At 55.6% G+C, this 18,140-nt stretch carries 17 protein-coding genes and 1 pseudogene; 5 read left to right on the forward strand and 13 right to left on the reverse strand.

Going from position 1 to position 18,140, the window contains the following annotated elements; genetic code table 11:
- Window positions 1-148 precede the first annotated feature (148 nt).
- From ABIE61_RS16765 to ABIE61_RS16785, 5 genes are read right to left on the reverse strand one after another with little or no spacing between them, the layout of a single operon-like run.
- On the reverse strand, window positions 149-907 hold the full coding sequence (locus ABIE61_RS16765; protein ID WP_354411588.1) for an enoyl-CoA hydratase-related protein: 759 nt from the start codon (window positions 905-907) through the stop codon (window positions 149-151).
- Between the two features lie 37 nt (window positions 908-944).
- Window positions 945-2,522, reverse strand: coding sequence for a fatty acyl-CoA synthetase (locus ABIE61_RS16770; RefSeq protein ID WP_354411591.1), 1,578 nt, complete (start codon window positions 2,520-2,522; stop codon window positions 945-947).
- 45 nt (window positions 2,523-2,567) lie between these two features.
- Window positions 2,568-4,859, reverse strand: coding sequence for a 3-hydroxyacyl-CoA dehydrogenase/enoyl-CoA hydratase family protein (locus ABIE61_RS16775; protein ID WP_354411594.1), 2,292 nt, complete (start codon window positions 4,857-4,859; stop codon window positions 2,568-2,570).
- A 2-nt stretch (window positions 4,860-4,861) separates the two neighbouring features.
- A complete protein-coding gene (gene bktB, locus ABIE61_RS16780) occupies window positions 4,862-6,064 on the reverse strand; it encodes a beta-ketothiolase BktB (protein WP_277987717.1) in 1,203 nt (400 codons plus the stop codon).
- A 23-nt stretch (window positions 6,065-6,087) separates the two neighbouring features.
- Entirely contained in the window at window positions 6,088-7,266 is a 1,179-nt protein-coding gene (locus tag ABIE61_RS16785; RefSeq protein ID WP_354411596.1) for an acyl-CoA dehydrogenase family protein, read from the reverse strand.
- A 185-nt stretch (window positions 7,267-7,451) separates the two neighbouring features.
- Here ABIE61_RS16785 and ABIE61_RS16790 point away from each other — a divergent pair, with 185 nt between their 5' ends.
- Window positions 7,452-8,495 (forward strand): AraC family transcriptional regulator, encoded by a 1,044-nt coding sequence (locus ABIE61_RS16790; RefSeq protein ID WP_354411598.1) that lies wholly within the window; start codon window positions 7,452-7,454, stop codon window positions 8,493-8,495.
- Window positions 8,496-8,498: 3 nt separating this feature from the next.
- On the opposite strand, the gene ABIE61_RS16795 is transcribed toward ABIE61_RS16790, so the two are convergent.
- Window positions 8,499-8,945, reverse strand: coding sequence for a PACE efflux transporter (locus ABIE61_RS16795; protein WP_242529954.1), 447 nt, complete (start codon window positions 8,943-8,945; stop codon window positions 8,499-8,501).
- A gap of 124 nt (window positions 8,946-9,069) precedes the next feature.
- Here ABIE61_RS16795 and selD point away from each other — a divergent pair, with 124 nt between their 5' ends.
- Both selD and mnmH read left to right on the forward strand, forming a co-directional pair.
- The gene (selD, locus tag ABIE61_RS16800) at window positions 9,070-10,104 is read left to right on the forward strand and encodes a selenide, water dikinase SelD (RefSeq protein ID WP_354411600.1); all 1,035 of its coding nucleotides are present in this window, start codon (window positions 9,070-9,072) and stop codon (window positions 10,102-10,104) included.
- Window positions 10,104-11,207 carry a tRNA 2-selenouridine(34) synthase MnmH gene (gene mnmH, locus ABIE61_RS16805; RefSeq protein WP_354411603.1) on the forward strand — a complete coding sequence of 368 codons (1,104 nt, stop codon included), beginning with the start codon at window positions 10,104-10,106 and terminating at the stop codon, window positions 11,205-11,207. Before selD ends, mnmH begins: the two co-directional genes overlap by 1 nt.
- Here the strand turns inward: mnmH and ABIE61_RS16810 are convergent.
- The 3 genes from ABIE61_RS16810 to leuE all read right to left on the reverse strand — a co-directional run bounded on the left by ABIE61_RS16810 (window position 11,188) and on the right by leuE (window position 13,619).
- Window positions 11,188-11,832, reverse strand: coding sequence for a DUF47 domain-containing protein (locus ABIE61_RS16810; RefSeq protein WP_354411605.1), 645 nt, complete (start codon window positions 11,830-11,832; stop codon window positions 11,188-11,190). The two genes, mnmH and ABIE61_RS16810, sit on opposite strands and share 20 nt — an antisense overlap.
- Before the next feature lie 24 nt (window positions 11,833-11,856).
- A complete protein-coding gene (locus ABIE61_RS16815) occupies window positions 11,857-12,897 on the reverse strand; it encodes an inorganic phosphate transporter (RefSeq protein ID WP_354411608.1) in 1,041 nt (346 codons plus the stop codon).
- An 83-nt stretch (window positions 12,898-12,980) separates the two neighbouring features.
- Window positions 12,981-13,619, reverse strand: a complete 639-nt coding sequence (leuE, locus tag ABIE61_RS16820; protein ID WP_354411610.1) for a leucine efflux protein LeuE — start codon at window positions 13,617-13,619, stop codon at window positions 12,981-12,983.
- Window positions 13,620-13,763: 144 nt separating this feature from the next.
- On the opposite strand from leuE, the gene ABIE61_RS16825 reads away from it, so the two are divergent.
- Entirely contained in the window at window positions 13,764-14,768 is a 1,005-nt protein-coding gene (locus ABIE61_RS16825) for an MsnO8 family LLM class oxidoreductase (RefSeq protein ID WP_354411613.1), read from the forward strand.
- 502 nt (window positions 14,769-15,270) lie between these two features.
- Here the strand turns inward: ABIE61_RS16825 and ABIE61_RS18880 are convergent.
- Window positions 15,271-15,555 (reverse strand): hypothetical protein, encoded by a 285-nt coding sequence (locus ABIE61_RS18880; RefSeq protein ID WP_502915070.1) that lies wholly within the window; start codon window positions 15,553-15,555, stop codon window positions 15,271-15,273.
- A gap of 105 nt (window positions 15,556-15,660) precedes the next feature.
- Here ABIE61_RS18880 and ABIE61_RS16830 point away from each other — a divergent pair, with 105 nt between their 5' ends.
- The gene (locus tag ABIE61_RS16830) at window positions 15,661-16,608 is read left to right on the forward strand and encodes an IS30 family transposase (protein WP_354411616.1); all 948 of its coding nucleotides are present in this window, start codon (window positions 15,661-15,663) and stop codon (window positions 16,606-16,608) included.
- A gap of 390 nt (window positions 16,609-16,998) precedes the next feature.
- Here ABIE61_RS16830 and ABIE61_RS16835 read toward each other — a convergent pair.
- The 3 genes and pseudogenes from ABIE61_RS16835 to ABIE61_RS16845 all read right to left on the reverse strand — a co-directional run.
- Window positions 16,999-17,232: pseudogene (locus ABIE61_RS16835) on the reverse strand (RHS repeat-associated core domain-containing protein); the annotation flags it as partial.
- Between the two features lie 120 nt (window positions 17,233-17,352).
- On the reverse strand, window positions 17,353-17,787 hold the full coding sequence (locus ABIE61_RS16840; RefSeq protein ID WP_091828089.1) for a helix-turn-helix domain-containing protein: 435 nt from the start codon (window positions 17,785-17,787) through the stop codon (window positions 17,353-17,355).
- 10 nt (window positions 17,788-17,797) lie between these two features.
- On the reverse strand, window positions 17,798-18,109 hold the full coding sequence (locus tag ABIE61_RS16845) for a type II toxin-antitoxin system HigB family toxin (protein WP_354411618.1): 312 nt from the start codon (window positions 18,107-18,109) through the stop codon (window positions 17,798-17,800).
- Window positions 18,110-18,140 lie beyond the last annotated feature (31 nt).

Here is an 18,140-nt window from a genome sequence, read left to right on the forward strand (position 1 = left end):
ACGCTGTCACAGATGGCCATCCACTTCCCAGGGCGCTTGGAACATCACATCAGCCTATAAGGCTGGTTGGCTGACACAGAGTTTTGAACACCCTCAAGGAAAGGCCCATACCATATTTTTTTATTGTCTTAAACATTGTGTTTCCTTTTTATTTTGGTTTTTTATTGAAAGATCCACTTCCAAAAAGCTCAATGAGTTGAGCCAACTCTTCCCGCATACTCTTTTCTGAATTATGCGAGAAATTATTCTTTATCAGCTGCTTTGTTCTAATAACGGCTTCGCTTGGTAACAAAGCAAGCTCCTCTGCACTTTTCATCGCAGCATTGAAGGCTTCGCCATCCTCACACAGCTCATTTAAAAAACCCTTTTCACAGAACCGATTCGCTTTCCAGGTTCGGCCAAGGACAAGCAACTCCGTTGCAATACAGTGAGTTGAAAAGTTTGGAATAATGAATGTTGCGGCAAACTCAGGACACAGCCCAAGGCTCGTAAACGGCATTTTGAAGAAGCTGCTTCGTCCTGCATAAACCAGATCGCAATGCAAAAGCAGCGTCACACCAATACCGACTGCAAAACCTTCAACAGCCGCGATTATTGGCTTTTTGCATTGACTCATCCTGAGCATGAACTTAAATACCGGATGCGATTCGTTCTGTATTGGATTATTAATAAAATCCTCAACATCATGACCGCTGCAAAAATATTCTTCATGTCCGGTGATCACAATGGATTTTATTTCGGCATTTTTTTCTGCCTGGCTTAAAAACTCCGAAAGTAATGTATATGCATTAATATCAAGTGCATTCTTTCTGGCAGGATTGACGATTCTGATCACCATCACAGAGCCGTGAACATCCCTGCGGACACAAGGTTCGGGTCGCATAGCAATTTCCTTGGAATTCAGCATCTGGAACCTGACCGGCCCCAGATGCGATTACGTCAGGCTAGAAATCCGAGAACTGTTGACGAAGTGCTCGTTTCAGAAGCTTTCCGGACGTGTTTTTGGGCAACTGCTGCACAAAATGCACGTGCTTGGGTACCTTGAAGGGCGCCAGGTTTTCTCTGGCATGACGGATCAAGCTCTCCGCATTCGGATCGGCTTCAGGTCGCAGTACGACAACCGCTGCAATGGCTTCAATCCATTTTTCATCCGGCACGCCAATCACCGCCACTTCATCGACGTCAGGGTGCGTGTAAAGCGCTTCCTCAACGTCGCGACTGGCAACCAGCACCCCACCGGTATTCACGATGTCCTTGATGCGATCCACAATCCAGATGTAGCCCTCCTCATCGCGATAACCGAGATCACCCGAGTGAAACCAGCCACCGGCAAAGGCCTCTTCGGTTTGCTCGGGCTTGTCCCAGTACCCGACCATCAACTGTGGCGACCGGTGCACCAGCTCACCCTGTTGCCCTGGCGCACACTCTTCGCCGGTCGCAGGGTCAACAATCCGTGTTTCAACATTGAAAATGGGACGACCGCAGGATGCGGGCCGCTCAGCATGCTCTTCCGGTGTCAACACCGTGGCCAGGGGTGCAATTTCACTTTGCCCATAGCAGTTATAAAGCCCGGAGTCGGGCAGACGCTCACCCAACTCTTTCACGATGGGCTCCGGCATGATGGATGCGCCGTAATACAGCTTCTGCAAATGCTGCAGCTCTGATTCGACAAACTGCGGATGGCGCAGCAACGCGATCCAAACGGTAGGAGGTGCAAAGAAGCTGTTCAACCGCTTCTGTTTAAGCTGCTGCAGTATCAGCTCGGGGGTCGGTGTATCCAGCAGGCAAGTGTAGGCACCCGATAACAGGGCCGGCATGGTAAACACATGCATCTGAGCGGAATGATACAGCGGCAGTGCCGCCAGACAGCGGTCGGTCTTCTTGATATCCAGATGCAACAGGCAGCTTACATATTCAGCCATCAGGGAGCGGTGCGTGTGCATCGCGCCCTTTGGATCTGACGTTGTACCGGAGGTGTACAAAATCTGGACCACGTCATTCTCATCCAGTACAAGCTCCGGCGGGTGCTCACTTCCGGCGCCCTGTGCCACCATCAGCACATCGGTTTTACCTTCCACCCTGGCGTTACTGTGCAAGCTGCCTTGTATGCTCAGGTTCAGCTGGTCGCATACAGCATCTATGTGCCCCTTGAGGCTGTCGTCTGCAAACAGGGCGCGTGCACCCGATTGCGTCAGGACATACACCAGCTCACGTTCGGTCAGTGAAAAATTCACGGGCACATGGATCAGACCCGCACGGGTGCAGGCAAGCCAGAGAATCAGGTAGGCATCAGAGTTTTTTCCATACGCGGCAACACGGTCCCCCTTGTTAAGCCCCTGCGCCAGCATGTGGTTTGCGACTTTATTGACGGCCGCGTTCAGCTCACGATAGGACCAGCAGCGGTCGGCATACTCCAGGGCAATCTGCTGAGGATACTGCACCACAGCCCTGTGCAGAGCATCCCCGATGGTATTGCGATTGGCTCGATCAATCTGCTTTTGGGTTTGAGCTTCCGAATTCATATTCACCTCTCGTTATTATTTTTTTACCCAGGCATTTAAACCCGCTCAGTTACGCAACGGGCGACCTGTTTCCAGCAAGGCCTGCATACGCTGAACGGACTCGGGGTACTGCAGCAACGCCAGATTGCAGCGCCGCTCGTGGTCAGCAAAGCGATCAAACCAGCCGGGCTCGCTTGCCAGGTTCAACAGGTCAAGCAGGTGCTGTTCAAGTACCGCTTGATAGCCCTCAACAGCAAGTGGTTTGGCTGGTACGCAGTGCTGCAGCGCCGACAGCGTTGGCTGCCTGTGTTCGGGCGCATCGCGCAACTGCCTGCACAGCGCCAGCGCATCCGACAACAGGCGATCACGGTTCATGCTGATGCCATCACTGTCGCGCAGAAAGCCCCATTGACGCGCCTGCAGCGCCGAAGCGGTGACAGAGGCCTCACGGATCAATGTAAATGTATGCTGGATTGCCTCTGAACCACCGAACCGCTCTGCACTGCGGGCCAACAATTCACGACATCCGCCCCATCCCGGAACAATGCCGACGCTGTTTTCCACCAGCCCCAGCTGTGATTCGGCATGCGCCTGCACGGCATGACAGTGAAACATCAATTCAAGCCCCCCGCCGAGCGCTTTGCCCGCCACGGCGGCAACAACCGGAACAGGTGCCTGGCGAATGGCCATGAACAGCTGCTGCCCGCGACGGATATAGCGATCAATGGCACCTTCCTGAGTTGTCATGGCGACAAACTCCTTAAGGTCAGCACCCGCAGCAAAAATGCCACTGGCACTGTACAGCACCAGCCCTTTATCAGCGGCAATGGCTTCGGCCAGGGCTGTTTCAATCTCATCCAGCAGCACGCTGCTGAGAGCATTCACCTTGTGGCTGAACTCAAGACACCAGATATCCTGGTCCAAGTCCCGCAGCACACTGCGTTCGAACGCATGAATGGCTGGGCGGGCCACAATGCTCTGCCAGTCAATGATCCCTGCATCTCTGGAGATCGGACGGTACTGACCCTGCCAGTCCAGCTGTTCGGCATTTTTGTAGCAAGGTTGCCCAGACGCATTACGGACAAACGTCGAAAGGGACCGACCTTCATCCTGCACACGTGCAGCAAACGCACTGACCCCGATTCGATCCAACAACTCAAACGGGCCGAATAGCCAGTTGTAGCCCAGTCGCATGGCGGCGTCGATCGCATCAATTGCATCGGCTACGTCCGGCACCAGCCGCGTGGCGTAGTCCAGCACCCGTGACAGCACTCGCCAGGCATAAAGCCCCCCCTGATCATCGCTGGCCAGTAATTCGCTGATTTGCCCAGACTTCAACCCAGCGGATTGAAGCGTTACAGGTTCCGGTGCCCGGTGTTCCAGTGCGACCAGATCAAGCACTTCACGCTGTTTGCGGCCATCAGAATCCGTGAACTGTCGATAGAACCCCTGCAGAACTCTGCCCTTTCGACCGTGCCAGCCCCTGGCCAGCATATGTTCAATCACAGGCATAGCACCGGCGTATGTCTGGAACGGATCATCCTCTTCCAGCAGGCGTGCCAGACTCGCTGTCACTTCAGGCATGAGATCGATTCCGACTAGGTCCCAAAGCCCGAAAATGCCGGTTTTCGGGAATCCGCACACCTGCATCACTGCATCGGCGTCCTCAACACTCAACCCCATCGCGATGGCTTCCTGCAACGCAACCTGCATCCAGTAGACACCCAATCGGTTGGCGATAAAGCCCGGACGGTCATTGCAGTGAATCACCGTTTTACCCATGCCATGATCGATGAATAATCGCACCCGTTCCGCCACCTCCGGGCGCGTATCCTCAGAGCTGACAAGCTCCAGCAAGCGCATGTAGCGTGGCGGGTTGAAAAAATGGGTTACCACAAAGTGCTCACGCAGGCTTTGAGGCATCCCCTCCATCAGGGTTGCCAAGGGGATCGTGGAGGTGTTGGACGAAACAATCGCATCGGGTGCACGCACCGCTTCGATCCGTCGATACAGGTCCTGTTTGACATCAAGGCGCTCAACCACCACCTCAACAATCCAGTCAGCGTCTTTCAGCCTGTAGAGATCATCCTCCGTATTGCCGACCTGCACGCGCTCTGCGACCGTAGTGTCCATAAAAGCGCCTGCAGCACCGGCCTTGAGCATTCTTTCAACGGCACCCGCCGCAATTGCATTGCGCTCGGCGGCAGGCGCGTCTGGAGCGACATCTCTTGGCGGAATATCAAGCAACAGTACGTCAGCACCTGCATTGGCGGCCTGAGCAGCAATGCCAGCGCCCATAACACCGGCACCGATCACGGCAACCCTGCGGACAGGTTTTGATGTGTGCTGGTTACCCATTTTCACCCCTCCAGTCGCTCGATAATCAACGCAATACCCTGACCACCGCCGATGCACATGGTAATCAGCGCTCGGCGTTTACCCTGACGCTCCAGTTCATACAGTGCCTTGAGCGTAATGATGGAGCCGGTGGCTCCCACCGGGTGTCCATGTGCAATCGCACCACCATTGACGTTCACACGTGACGGATCGAACTCAAGACTTTGCGCAACCGCCATTGCCTGCGCTGCAAATGCCTCGTTGGATTCGATCAGGTCAATGTCAGTGATGGAGAGCCCGGCCTGTTGCAGAGCCTTTTTGACTGCCGGAATCGGCCCCAGTCCCATCAAGTGAGGCTCCACTCCCGCAAAGGCATAACTGACAAAACGCGCCCTGGCCTTAAGCCCACGCTGCTCCGCTTCCTGAGCTGATGTCATAACCAGTGCAGCCGCGCCATCGTTAATGCCCGATGCGTTACCCGCCGTGACAATACCATCCTTTTTAAAGGCCGGACGCAGCTGCTGCAGACCAGCAAAGTCCACATCGGGGCGGACATGCTCATCAATGAAAAACGGCAGGGTTTCGCGGCCCTTTCGCACGGGTACCGGGACGATTTGATCGGTGAGATAACCAGCGTCAATGGCCGCCGCAGCCTTGTGGTGGCTGTCACAGGCATATTGATCCAGTTGCTCACGGGTAAACCCATACTGCTGTGCAATATTTTCTGCCGTGATCCCCATATGGCCACTGTCGAAGGGATCACTCAGAATGCCGACTGTCATATCCAGCGCAGGAGCATCCCCCATACGCTGCCCAAAGCGCATTTTCGGCAACAGATAGGCACCCTGGCTCATGCTCTCCGCCCCACCGGCCAGGGCAATACGGCTGGCACCGGACTGGATCATTTGCGCCGCCGAAATCAGGGACTGAACGGAAGAGCCACACAGGCGGTTAACGTTCAATGCAGCCGAGCTGTCCGGCAAACCACAGTTGCGCGCAATATGACGTGACAGGTAGGCATCCTGCGGGCTCGTTGTGATGATATGTCCAAACACGGCGTGATCGATCTCGCCGGCATCAACTCCGGCACGTTCAATAGCTGCGCGGCCTGCAAAAGTACCCAGTTCGGCCGGTGTATAGGCTGCAAGGCTGCCACCAAAGCCACCAATTGCCGTGCGGGCCCCGGCGACGATCACTACATCCTGCAACATGAGAGTCTCGCTCATCGTAAAATCCTCTTATTGTTCTGTCAGGCCACACGGCCAAGCATGTCGCGGGCAATGACTTCCTTCATGATTTCGGAAGTACCGGCATAAATGGTCTGGATGCGCGCATCCACGTAAAAGCGGGAAATGGGGTATTCCAGTGTGTAGCCATAACCGCCGAACAGCTGCAGGCAACGATCGATGCTGGTGCACTGCATCTCGCTGAGCATCAGCTTCAATGTGGCGGCATCGACAGGACTCATCTGCCCTGCTCTGTAGCGTTGCAGGCACTGATTGAAATAGGCACGTCCCATTTCCAGCTCGGCACGCACCTGTGCCAGCGTGAAGCGTGAGTTCTGGAAATCAGCGATGCGCTGACCAAAGGCATGACGTTCCTGAACGTATTCCAGCGTCAGCTGCAAGGCCCCTTCGATGGCACCCAGAGCCTGAGCAGCAACACCCAAACGCTCACGTGGCAGTTCCTGCATCAGATAGGCAAACCCCTTCCCGGCGTCTCCCAGCAGGGCCTCGTCGGGCACGATGAGATCATCAAAGAAGAGCTCCGCAGTATCGCTGGCGTGCTGACCGATCTTGCGGATTGACTTGCCGCGTGAGAATCCCGGCAGGCGCGTATCAACCAGAAACAGCGATACACCCCGGGCACCGGCGGTCGGGTCAGTCTTGGCACAGACAATCACCATATCCGCCAGCTGACCGTTTGTGATGAACACCTTGGTGCCATTCAACTTCCAGCCTGACTCAACCTTTTCAGCGGTGGTACGCATCGCAGCCAGATCACTGCCGGCACCCGGCTCGGTCATGGCAATGGCACCCAGTACCTCACCACTGGCCATGCGTGGCAGCCAATACTGTTGTTGAGCGTCAGAACCAAGATGCAGCAGATAGGGGATCACAATGTTGGCGTGGATGTTGTAGCCGCTGGCCAAACCACCAAACCCCTGCCGGGAGATCTCTTCACAGATCATCAGGCAGATCTCAACCCCGGCCCCCGAGCCGCCCAGTGCCTCGGGCAGATCAACACCCAGCAACCCGGCCTCACCCAGTTTGCACCAGACTTCTCGCGGCAGCTGGTGTGCCGCTTCCCATTCTTCATAGTCAGGTGCCACTTCCTGCTGCAGAATGCGTCTGACCATTTCCTGAAACAGCGCGCGATCCTCGTCCTCTGCCGCTTCATGATTCAGGTTGTGCATCTGTGTATTCATACTAAGCCCTTTATTGTTGTTTTTACTCGGGGCCACCGGCCGGTTGACCATTAGGGCCATTTAATGCCTTTAAAAAGGCGCTTTGAATGACAATACCGGTCGTTTTAATTGATCAAAATGGCCAAATGCTGACGCAGCTTTGCAGAATGCTTGGCATGACCTGAACCGTTCTGCACAATGGCGAGATGTCAGTACATGAGCTTCCACGCCCTTCCCACAAGGCGCACATCGCCAACCATTTCATCAATGCTTGCCTCAGCGGTGCACTGCGGCGTGGCGCGTGTCGTGATACCTTGCTTCACGAGGCCAGTATTCCAGTGGACTGGGTCAATCGCCCTGAAATGCTGCTCACCGAGCAACAATTGAGTGATCTCATCCGTGCCGTTTGGCGCTTTACCCATTGCGAGTTCATGGGGCTATCGCCAAGTATTTGCAGAAGAGGTGTATTTGCACTGATGGCAGAATTGGCCTGCGGGGCCAAAACACTGGGCGGCATGTTGCGCCAGAGTGCCCGCTTTTATCGGGCGGTTACGGATGATCTCGATATTGGGCTTGATCCTGATGACGATGCCTCGCTGGTGTTTTACAGCCTGCACCTGAAGCATGACGGAGAAGACCCGGATCACCTGCTGCAGGAGTTCATGCTGTTGATGTGGCAGCGTTTCGCGAGTTGGCTGGTCGGTCAGCAGATTCCCGTGGCAAGTACCAGTTTCGCCTACCCTACCCCTGGTCATGCCGCGTCATACCGCGCCATGTTTCTGGGTGAGTTGCTATACGAACAGGAGCGCTGCGGGTTTTGCATGCACCCGCGTTTTCTACAACTGCCGATCGTCCGAAATGCAAGTGAGCTGGACTCTTTCCTGCAGGACTGCCCCGCGGTGATACTGCGTCGACCGGTACGTGACAGCAGTTTGCAAACCCGCGTAAAGGTCCTGCTGCAGCGGCACGATCTGGACAGCATGCCCGATCTTGAGGATATCAGCCGACATCTGCTGATAACCCCCCGAACCTTGCGTCGCCGTCTTCAAGATGAAGGTACATCGATCAGGATGATCAAGGAATCCTTGCGACAGGACTTTGCCATGAAGCTGCTCAACAACGAGCACTTGAGTATTCAGGAAGTGGCAGAGCAAACCGGCTTCGCCGAGCCAGCCGCCTTTTGCCGCGCATTCAAGCGTTGGACCGGGCAATCACCCATGCGATGGCGCAGGACATCAGCAGTCCAGTAACAGCTACTGGGCTGCCAGAGGAAGACCGAATACGCGATCAAACCCCCAGTTGTAGATAAAGGTAAAAAACACGAAAAACAGCGTCAGGCCGGCATCAAGGAGGAACGCGTCAAACAGACTCAGCTGCAGCCACCAGGCAAACAGAGGCAGCGTTAACAGCAATAAACTGACTTCAAAACCAGCCGCATGACCGACACGGCGCACGAGGCTGCGACCCCGCGTGGTCTGACGGGCTTCCCAGCATTCGAACAGCAGGTTGTAGATGAAATTCCAGCTGACCGCGATCAACACGGTCAGTGCACCTAATACACCCGCGTGCGCCAGCCCCTCATCCGACAGCACATTGAAGGTAATACTCAGCAATACCAGCGCAAGTCCTTCATACAGTACAACGTACGTCAGCCTGCGTTTCAGCCCCTGCATGATCTGCCTCAAACCAAAAAGGCGCATTCTATCCCGCCCGTTTCGCAAGCTCCAGTGGATTGACTCCAGCGCCCGTGGCAGCTACGTTTGCTGCCTGTGCCACGGATCTTTCCTGGCCCGTTGTCATTGCCCTTGTTAATACAGGTTGCCCATGTCCACACCCATACGTCTTACCCAGTACAGTCACGGCGCCGGTTGTGGCTGCAAGATCTCCCCTGCCGTGCTCGACACGATTCTCTCAGGCAGTGGCAGCCAGACACTGGACCCTAACCTTTGGGTCGGTAACGCATCACGCGATGATGCTGCCGTGTACGCCATTGATGACCACACCGGCATCGTCTCCACTACCGATTTTTTCATGCCGATCGTGGATGACCCGTTCGATTTTGGCCGCATCGCCGCCACCAACGCGATCAGCGATATCTATGCCATGGGCGGATCACCGCTGATGGCGATTGCGATTCTGGGCTGGCCGATCAATCTGATCCCCGCCGAAATCGCGGGTGACGTGATACGCGGCGCCCGCGCAGTCTGTGATCTGGCGGGTATTCCGCTGGCAGGTGGGCACTCGATTGATGCACCGGAGCCGATCTTCGGTCTGGCCGTTACCGGTCGCGTCGACAAGTCACAGCTCAAGCGCAACGACACGGCCAGAGCCGGTGATCAGCTTTACCTCACCAAGCCATTGGGGATCGGTATTCTCACCACCGCCGAAAAACAGGGCAAGCTGCGCACCGAGGATCAGGGGGTCGCCACCGAGCTGATGTGTACCCTCAACCGTGCCGGACAGCGTTTTGCAACGCTTGCAGGCGTCTCCGCCATGACCGATGTCACCGGCTTTGGCCTGCTTGGTCACCTGGTGGAAATGGCCGACGGCAGCAAGTGGACCGCCGAGCTGGACTACAGCGCGGTGCCCCGTATCGCATCGGTTGAGCACTACCTGTCACAGGGTTGTGTGCCAGGCGGAACCGGGCGCAACTTTGACAGCTATGGCCACCGCGTCAGCGCCCTTTCAGATGATCAGAAGCAGTTGCTGTGTGACCCGCAAACCAGTGGCGGCCTGCTGGTGGCTGTTTCACCCGATTCCAGCCATGAGTTCCTGGCCGCAGCGGACGAACTGGGGCTGTCGCTTGAGCCGATCGGTCAGCTGACTGATGCTCGTGAATACGCGGTTGAGCTAAACTGATGCGCCCCGACAGCCTGGATTATCGCGCGATTCTGCTCAGCGGCGTGGCGCTGATGGATACCCGCGCTCCGGTGGAGTTTACCAAGGGCGCCTTCCCCACCAGCGTTAACCTGCCGCTGATGAGTGACGAAGAACGTCACAAGGTCGGTACCTGCTACAAGCGCCACGGTCAGGAGGCGGCCATTACGCTCGGGCACCGCCTGGTCAGCGGTGAGATCAAGGCTGAGCGGGTGCAAGCCTGGGTTGATTTTGCCACAGCGAACCCCGAGGGATACCTGTACTGCTTTCGCGGTGGTCTGCGTTCGCGTACCACTCAGCAATGGCTGAAAGAGGCCGGTATTGACTACCCGCTCATTAAGGGTGGCTACAAGGCATTGCGCGGCTTTCTGATCGATACGCTGGAACAGGCCGCACAGCAGTGCCACTTTGTCCGTCTGGGCGGCTTGACAGGCTGCGGCAAGACCGAGCTGTTACATCAGCTCGATCACGCAGTGGATCTTGAAGGTCACGCCAACCATCGCGGCTCCAGCTTTGGCCGTCATGCCAGCCCGCAGCCCACCCAAATCAACTTTGAAAACGCACTGGCGCTGGAAATTCTGCGCAAGCGCGATGCCGGTTTTGATACGCTGGTGGTGGAAGATGAAAACCGTGCCATCGGCAGCTGCGCCACACCACTGCCGCTGCATTTGCGTTTCAAGGCCGCCCCGCTGGTCTGGCTGGAGGAGCCCATCGAGCAGCGTATCGAGCGCATTCTGAAGGACTATGTGATCGACCTGTCAGCCGAGTTTATCCAGAAACAGGGCGAAACTGCAGGGTTCGACGCCTTTGCCCAACGCCTGCGCAACAGCCTTGGCAACATCGTCAAGCGACTGGGCAGCGAGCGTTATCAGCGCTTGGCAGCGTTAATGGATCAGGCCCTTGAGGCACAGCGACACTGCGGCGAAACCGGCCTTCACCGTGACTGGATCAACGCTCTGTTGAACGAGTACTACGACCCGATGTACGCCTACCAAAGCGAGCGCAACGCGCAACCGGTTCTGTTCAAGGGCAACCGCTCAGAGGTGAAGGCTTTTCTGCAGTCGCTCACACCAGCTTCACGATAATGTCGTGCAGCACATTGGCGGCCGCGTGCAGGCGGCGCGAACCGTCCATCAGGTGGTGGTAGATCTCGCGCTTTTTCAGCATTTCGGTCGTCACCTCTCCCTGAAACAGCTCCGCCAGGCTGCGCCGGTATAGCCGCTCGATATGACGGTGTGCCCGGCGCGCATCATGGGCGCCCTGTACCGCTCCGGCCGGGTCAATACTGAGGGTGCGAAAGCCCTGTTCCAGGGCCTCACAACCCTGCATCAACTCCTCCACTATAGCCTGCATGTGGGAGTCCGGTGCGATACCGAAATCCAGCAACTCATTGATGGTGCTCTTGCAGTGAGTGATGATCCAGTCCAGTGATTCGATGGCCCGGTAGATATCCTCGCGGTCGATCGGGGTGGAGAACGCACGATTGAGATAGCGAATGTTGCGTACTTTCAGCGTATCGGCAGCATGTTCATCCTGACACAACAGCTCTTCCAACTCTGCCGAAGGCCCATGCATGTAACGATGCAGATTACTGATGGTTTCTGTCACCATCTCGCTCTGCTCGGCCAGCAGAGCGAAGAAGTCCGCTGGGCGAGGAATGATCCGATCCAGCAGGCGTTGCAGTACGCCCTCTTTTTCCGTTTCAGCCATAGGTGGCTCCATTTCAATAGCGATTCAGGGCGCCAACCCAATCAGGCGCAGCAACAGATAGCACAACACCGCCAAAACGCCTGCGCCGGGAATGGTCACCAACCAGGTGACACCGATCTCCCGTGCCTTGGCCCAGCGTACAGCCCGAGGACGCTCCGCTGCGCCGATCCCCATAATGGATGACGACACAACATGGGTGGTCGATACCGGCGCCCCCACCAACGAGGCCATAAATACCACCCCCGCCGATGTCAGCTGTGAATTGAGGGCATGCAACGGGCGAATCTTGTAGATTGAGAACGCCAGCGTGCGCACGATTTTCCAGCCGCCCAGCACCGTGCCCAGCGTAATGGCGCTGGCACAAAGCAGGATCACCCAAAACGGCACCCGAAACTCATCCAGCTGGCCACTCAACAACAAACACAGGGTGAGAATCCCCATGCTTTTCTGTGCATCGTTGGCTCCATGTGAAAACGCCAGGCCGGCCGTGGTCAGCCACTGGGCACCGCGCAGCTCGCGATTGACCAGCGGGCTGGCCGAACGCAGCAGTACCAACACCACCCGCTGCAGCACAAAGCCGAACCAGAAACCGATCAGGGGCGACAGCACCAGCGCCAGCAGCACCTTGGTCACCCCCGTCATGCGACCTTGCGCCAGCTCCTGCACACCCCAGACCACCTGATCCGGCCCGGCCGACACCATCACCACTCCGCAGAGGCCACCGACCAGCGCATGGGATGAGGAAGACGGCAGGCCGCGCCACCAGGTGATCAAGTTCCAGGCCGTGGCCGCAAACAGACCGCACAGCACTACCGTCAGTGACAGTGTGGTCGGCAGGTCGTCCAGCGTCACGAAATTGCCGATGGTATTAGCTACCGCCGTACCGCCCAGCACCGGCCCAAGAAAGGTAAAGGTGCCCACCATCAGCACCGATTGCACCGGCGACATGGCACGCGATGCGATGACCGACGCCACCATGTTGGAGGCGTCATGAAACCCGTTGGTGAAGTCGAACAGCACCACCATGGCGCTGGCGAGCAGGATAAACAGCCAGACTGTATCCATACGTAATCAAAATCCTTGCGGAATGTTCTGCAAGCATAGCAAAGCCACAAAGGATGCAGGCATTTAATAGGTACGCAGGCGCGTTAGTTGCTGCTGAGTGCCAGCTTCAGGCCATAGCCGATGAATCCGGCACCAACACCGGTCTTGGCAATTGCGCCAATGCCCCGGCGCGCCTGAAAACGCCCTTTCAGGAACACCATGCCCAGAATCAGGCTCGCCAGATAGGTCTGGCTGATGATCTGCACCATCACACCCAGCAGGGTGAAGGTCAGCAAGGGGGTGTGGTAGTTCGGGTCAACGAACTGGATGAAAAACGACATAAAGAACAGGATCGCCTTGGGGTTCAGCAGACTGATGGTCAACGCCACTTTAAAAGGGCTGCGGCCACTGCCGGATGGAATATCGGCCAGCACCTGCTGATCCCGGTCACGCTTGAACGCCGAGCGCAGTAAACCCAGCCCCAGCCAGACCAGATACAGGGCACCGGCATACTTGAGCAGATTGAACAGCCAGGGCGTTGTCTGCACCAACGAGGCCACCCCAGCCACCGACAGCGTCATCAGCACCAGATCGCCGCAGAACACACCTGCGGCGCCCTTGAAACCGGCTCCTACCCCGTTGCGGGCAGCGGTGGTCATCACATACATGGAGTTGGGCCCCGGCAGCAGCACGATCACGATTGTACCGATGATAAATGTCGCAAGGTCTGTGATACCGAACATGTCAGGGGCTCCATGCAGAAAAGTGCATATTACGCCTAACCCTCCAGCCTGCCTACTGCCGAGTGGCTCTGCGTTGATACCGAGATACGAATTGAATCCTTCGGCGAAATTAATTAACATATTAAGTTAATCAAGGAGATCCCGATGAGCATCAAACTGTCTGTTGTCGACCAGTCACCGGTACACGGTTCACACCCGAAAATTGACGCCCCGCGCCTCACCATTGAGCTGGCCCAGCTGTGTGACACGCTGGGATACCACCGCTACTGGGTGGCTGAACACCACGACAGCATTCACTTTGCCAACCCCTGCCCCGAGATTCTGGTGGCTACCATCGCCAGCCTGACCCAGAACATCCGTGTGGGCAGCGGTGGCGTCATGCTGTCGCACTACAGTCCGCTGAAAGTGGCTGAAACCTTCGGCATGATGGCGACCCTCAACAACGGTCGCATCGACCTGGGCATTGGCCGCGCTCCCGGCGGCACCGGCCTCACCTCGCAGGCGTTGGCCTACCCCCATCAGCCGCATCACGGCGACCTGTATGCCCAGCAGGCCCAGATGCTGGCAGGCTTCGTGAACGCCAACCTGCCAGCTGAACACCCCTACAGCCGTATCAACGTGCTGCCTGACAGCATCAAGCCCGAGCTTTGGATGCTGGGCTCAAGCGGCGGCAGCGCAGGCCTGGCTGGCCACCTGGGCTACAACATTGCCCTGGCCCGCTTCATCGACCCGGACAATTGCCACCCCTCCATTTTTGATACCTACAGCGAAGAGTGGAAGCAGGCCGGTCATGAAGGCACACCCAACAAGATGCTCGCTATTGCCTGCATCTGCGCCGACACCGAAGAAGAAGCCAAGCTGCGCGCCGGTACCGCCGTGTACCGCAAACTGGCGGCACAGATGGGCCAGCGCGAAGACTTCCTGACTCCGTCACAGGTACAGGACCGCTACCACGAACTGCCCGCTTCATATCAGGCCGAATACGACCACATCCTGAACGGCTACACCGTCGGTACGCCTGACCAGTGCTGGCAGGAGATGGAACGGCTTGCAAGTCAGTTCGGCTGTGATGAAATCGCCACCGTGTGCGTGACATACAGCCATCATGACCGCATGGACAGCTATCGCCTGTTGGCCAAACACCTGTAACACCGACAGGGCTGAGACCGGGCACACAATCGGCCGGATCTCAGCCCCGTATTGGGGACATAATCTCTGAAGTAGCTGTAAACTTATCGCGCATATAGCGTGTTTGCCTTGAGCTTTTCCGGGGAAACGGGCCAGAACCCTAATCGCGAAGCGATCAAAGGGGGCGTTATCCCAGCGCCAGATAATTTGGTTGTCGCTAATGCGTCGCGGGTTGTTGAGGTGATCCGTATGAATGTAATACACCGCAACGCCGATACACGTGGAGCCAGTGCTCCACCCTTTGGAGAGTCTGTCACTGTCACCGCATAACACACTTGTAGGCGCTGGCCCAAAATGCAAACCCCGCTGGTCAACCGTGACAACTGAAACCGGAAAAATGTGCAAACGCTGCTGGTGAAGATGACAATTTTTAGCAAAGAAAAAGGCGGGGATAAGCCGCCTTATAAGTTAAAACTATGGCCTACATCCTATTTACTTTGATGCTTTAGGGTACGATGAGTCTTTAATTATTTTGGCGGTTTTGCACGCCGTTCTTTTTAAACCATACAGCTACGCGCGGGATAATATAAAACCACTGTATCAACCCGCCGAGCATGCAAGAAAAGGCTATAAGAGATATGGTGGCTGCTGAACCATAGACCTCCATTAATCCAATTCCAATGAATTTGACCAAAAAGTTAGCGATAATTAAAATAAAAATCCCGAAAGGAAAACTTATTAATCCAAAACATATCAGTGATAGAAACTCTATTTCATATCGCATTGAGTCCGTTATATCCTGAGACATCGGGAATTCAGATAATAAGTGCGACACTCATGGTTGAACGGCGAGAGGTGGCCAACTGCCGAAGGTGGTACCCTTCAGCTCGCCAAAGTCAAAGTAAGTATCACCATGAGTTATCAGCAGTTGACCGAGGGGAAACGATACCAGATATCGGCTCTCCTTACGCAGGGATATTCGCCGGCAGCGATCGCCACTGTAGTTAATGTTCATCGCTCCACGGTCTACCGGGAGATGAAGCGTAACAGTCATGACGGGGTGTATGAGCCCGAGGAGGCACATGCCAGAAGCCGCGCACGTCGAGTCATGGCACGCAAATACAGAGTGCCGGAGCAGACCGTCATGTATGTGGAACTGACGTTGTCTTGGCACTGGAGTCCGGAACAGATCAGCGGTATCGGCAAGCTCATTGGCCTGCCGGTGAGCCATGAGTGGATATACCGTCATGTCGCTGCCGACAAGGCCCGTGGCGGTAAGCTCTACAAGACATTGCGCCAAGGCCATAAACGGTACCGCAAGGGCAGCAACAGCAAGCGTGCGGTCATCCCGGAGCCGATTTCGATCGATGATCGTCCGGCCATCGTGGACACGCGGGAGCGCTTTGGCGACTGGGAGGTTGATACCGTTCTAGGCAGGCATGGTAGCGGTGCGTTGGTCACGCTGGCGGAGCGCAAGAGCCGCCTGTATCTGGTCCGCAGGGTCGAGGCCAAGCGGGCTACGGATGTGCGGGATGCGATCATCGATATGCTCATGCCCTATGCCGACCATGTGCATACAATCACGGCGGACAACGGCAGCGAGTTCGTCGAACACAAGGCCATAGCGGAAGCACTGGGGGCGGAGTTCTACTTTGCTCACCCGTACTCATCATGGGAGCGGGGACTGAACGAGAACTTCAACGGGCTGCTGCGGCAATTCATCCCGAAGGGCACCGATCTGAGGCTGATTACGGATGAAGATGTGCGGTGGGCAGAGAAGAGGTTAAACCTGAGGCCGCGTAAATGCCTCGGATTCAGGCAGCCCGAAATGGTGTTCCAGGAATACCTTCAGGCTGCATAGGCGGGTGTCGCACTTCGGAGTTGAATTCGCGATAACCCTTGATATAAAATAAAGAGTCATTATCAGGTTGGCAATGACCCAAAGAACTACCCCTCCAAGCCTCATGCTTTTCCTCATAGCTATTTTCTCTGACACAGCCTCATACACTTATTCACCACATTACTCGTGTATTCTTGGTAATCTGTTCCATTAGGACCAACACCATACCACGGACTCGGACTTGACCACTCTGTCTTAATACAACTCTCGACACAGCTATCATCTGCTAATTCTTTTTCACATGAGCTCGGTTCATAATAATCGTCATTAGGAGAGGTTGGCCTGCCGGGGCTTCCATCACCGAATGGCCGTGTGTTATCCAATGTCCCGCCAGAACTAGCTGTTGTGCTATTACAGGTTTCCTGATCCACTAACACATGCATACTGATGGTTCGCTAGAGGTGGCGCATAACTGCCCGGCTTACCACCTAATGGGCGTGTACAAATGTATGTAGCCAAGCCGAATGGGTCGAAAAATCTAATAGGATTTCCTTCAGCGTACGCATAAATATTCAGCCCACCCGCTAACCCAATCGGGTCTGACTGAATGTACCGCCCCGTATTGGGGTCATAGTCCCTGAAGTAGTTGTAAACTAATCGCGCTCAGACAGTACCGGGCTTTGAGCTTTGGCAGCGATTTTAAAGAAAAGATTTATGCGATAGCAGATCCTTCTGCATTAGATGGTATGGAGCTATGTTCTTCGGTCATTCACCAAAGAACATAGCAGGTTTCAGTTCAAAGCGCTCTGACAGTTTCTCGATGGCCTGGCGGCTCAGAATGCGTTTCCCGTTCAGAACTTTGGAGACCATTGTCTTATCGCCGATCTCCGGCAGATCGCTGCCGGTCAGATGGTGCTGGCTCATCAGGGTACGAAGCAGCGCGATATCGGCTGGTAGTGTTTCAGCTTCTCCAATGAATGCCATCAGTTCCTCATCCTGAGACTCATACCGCTCAATTGCATGGCTGAGCATGTCGATGAGGGGGTTCATCGGATCGTCCAGGGTATCGCTGGCCGATTCCAGTACCTGCTCCAGCGTTTCCAGCGTCGCTTCGTACTGTTCGTCGGTCTCTATGTTAATGAGCGGCTGTGCAGTCGCCATAAATGCCTGATATGCATCGACAATTGCTAGCTGTCCCATGTTATCACCTCTAATCTTGATCTTTCATGTATCGCTTCGTCAGCTTGTCGTAGTCCGCATGATTAACGATGTGTTTGATATATATGCGCTTATTCACAAACTGAATGAATGCAAGCACACGAAGATTGTTGCCACCCACATCCAGCACCCACCACTTGTCCTTGTACTTGAAGTTATCCAGCGTTGGAAAAACCGCCCTTAACTCATCCGGGGTACTGAAATCCGTCTTGTGTAGTACCTTGTACATATCCAACAGCGCAGCCTCATCGTTCGGGTATTTCTTGGCTGCGTCGTTGAACGGCTTCTTCGAGATTACATTCATCGGCTACCCTTGGTTGACCACACGTCAACTA

Source organism: Marinobacterium sp. MBR-111, from assembly GCF_040547585.1.
In the GTDB taxonomy this organism is placed as follows: Bacteria; Pseudomonadota; Gammaproteobacteria; order Pseudomonadales; family Balneatricaceae; genus Marinobacterium; species Marinobacterium iners.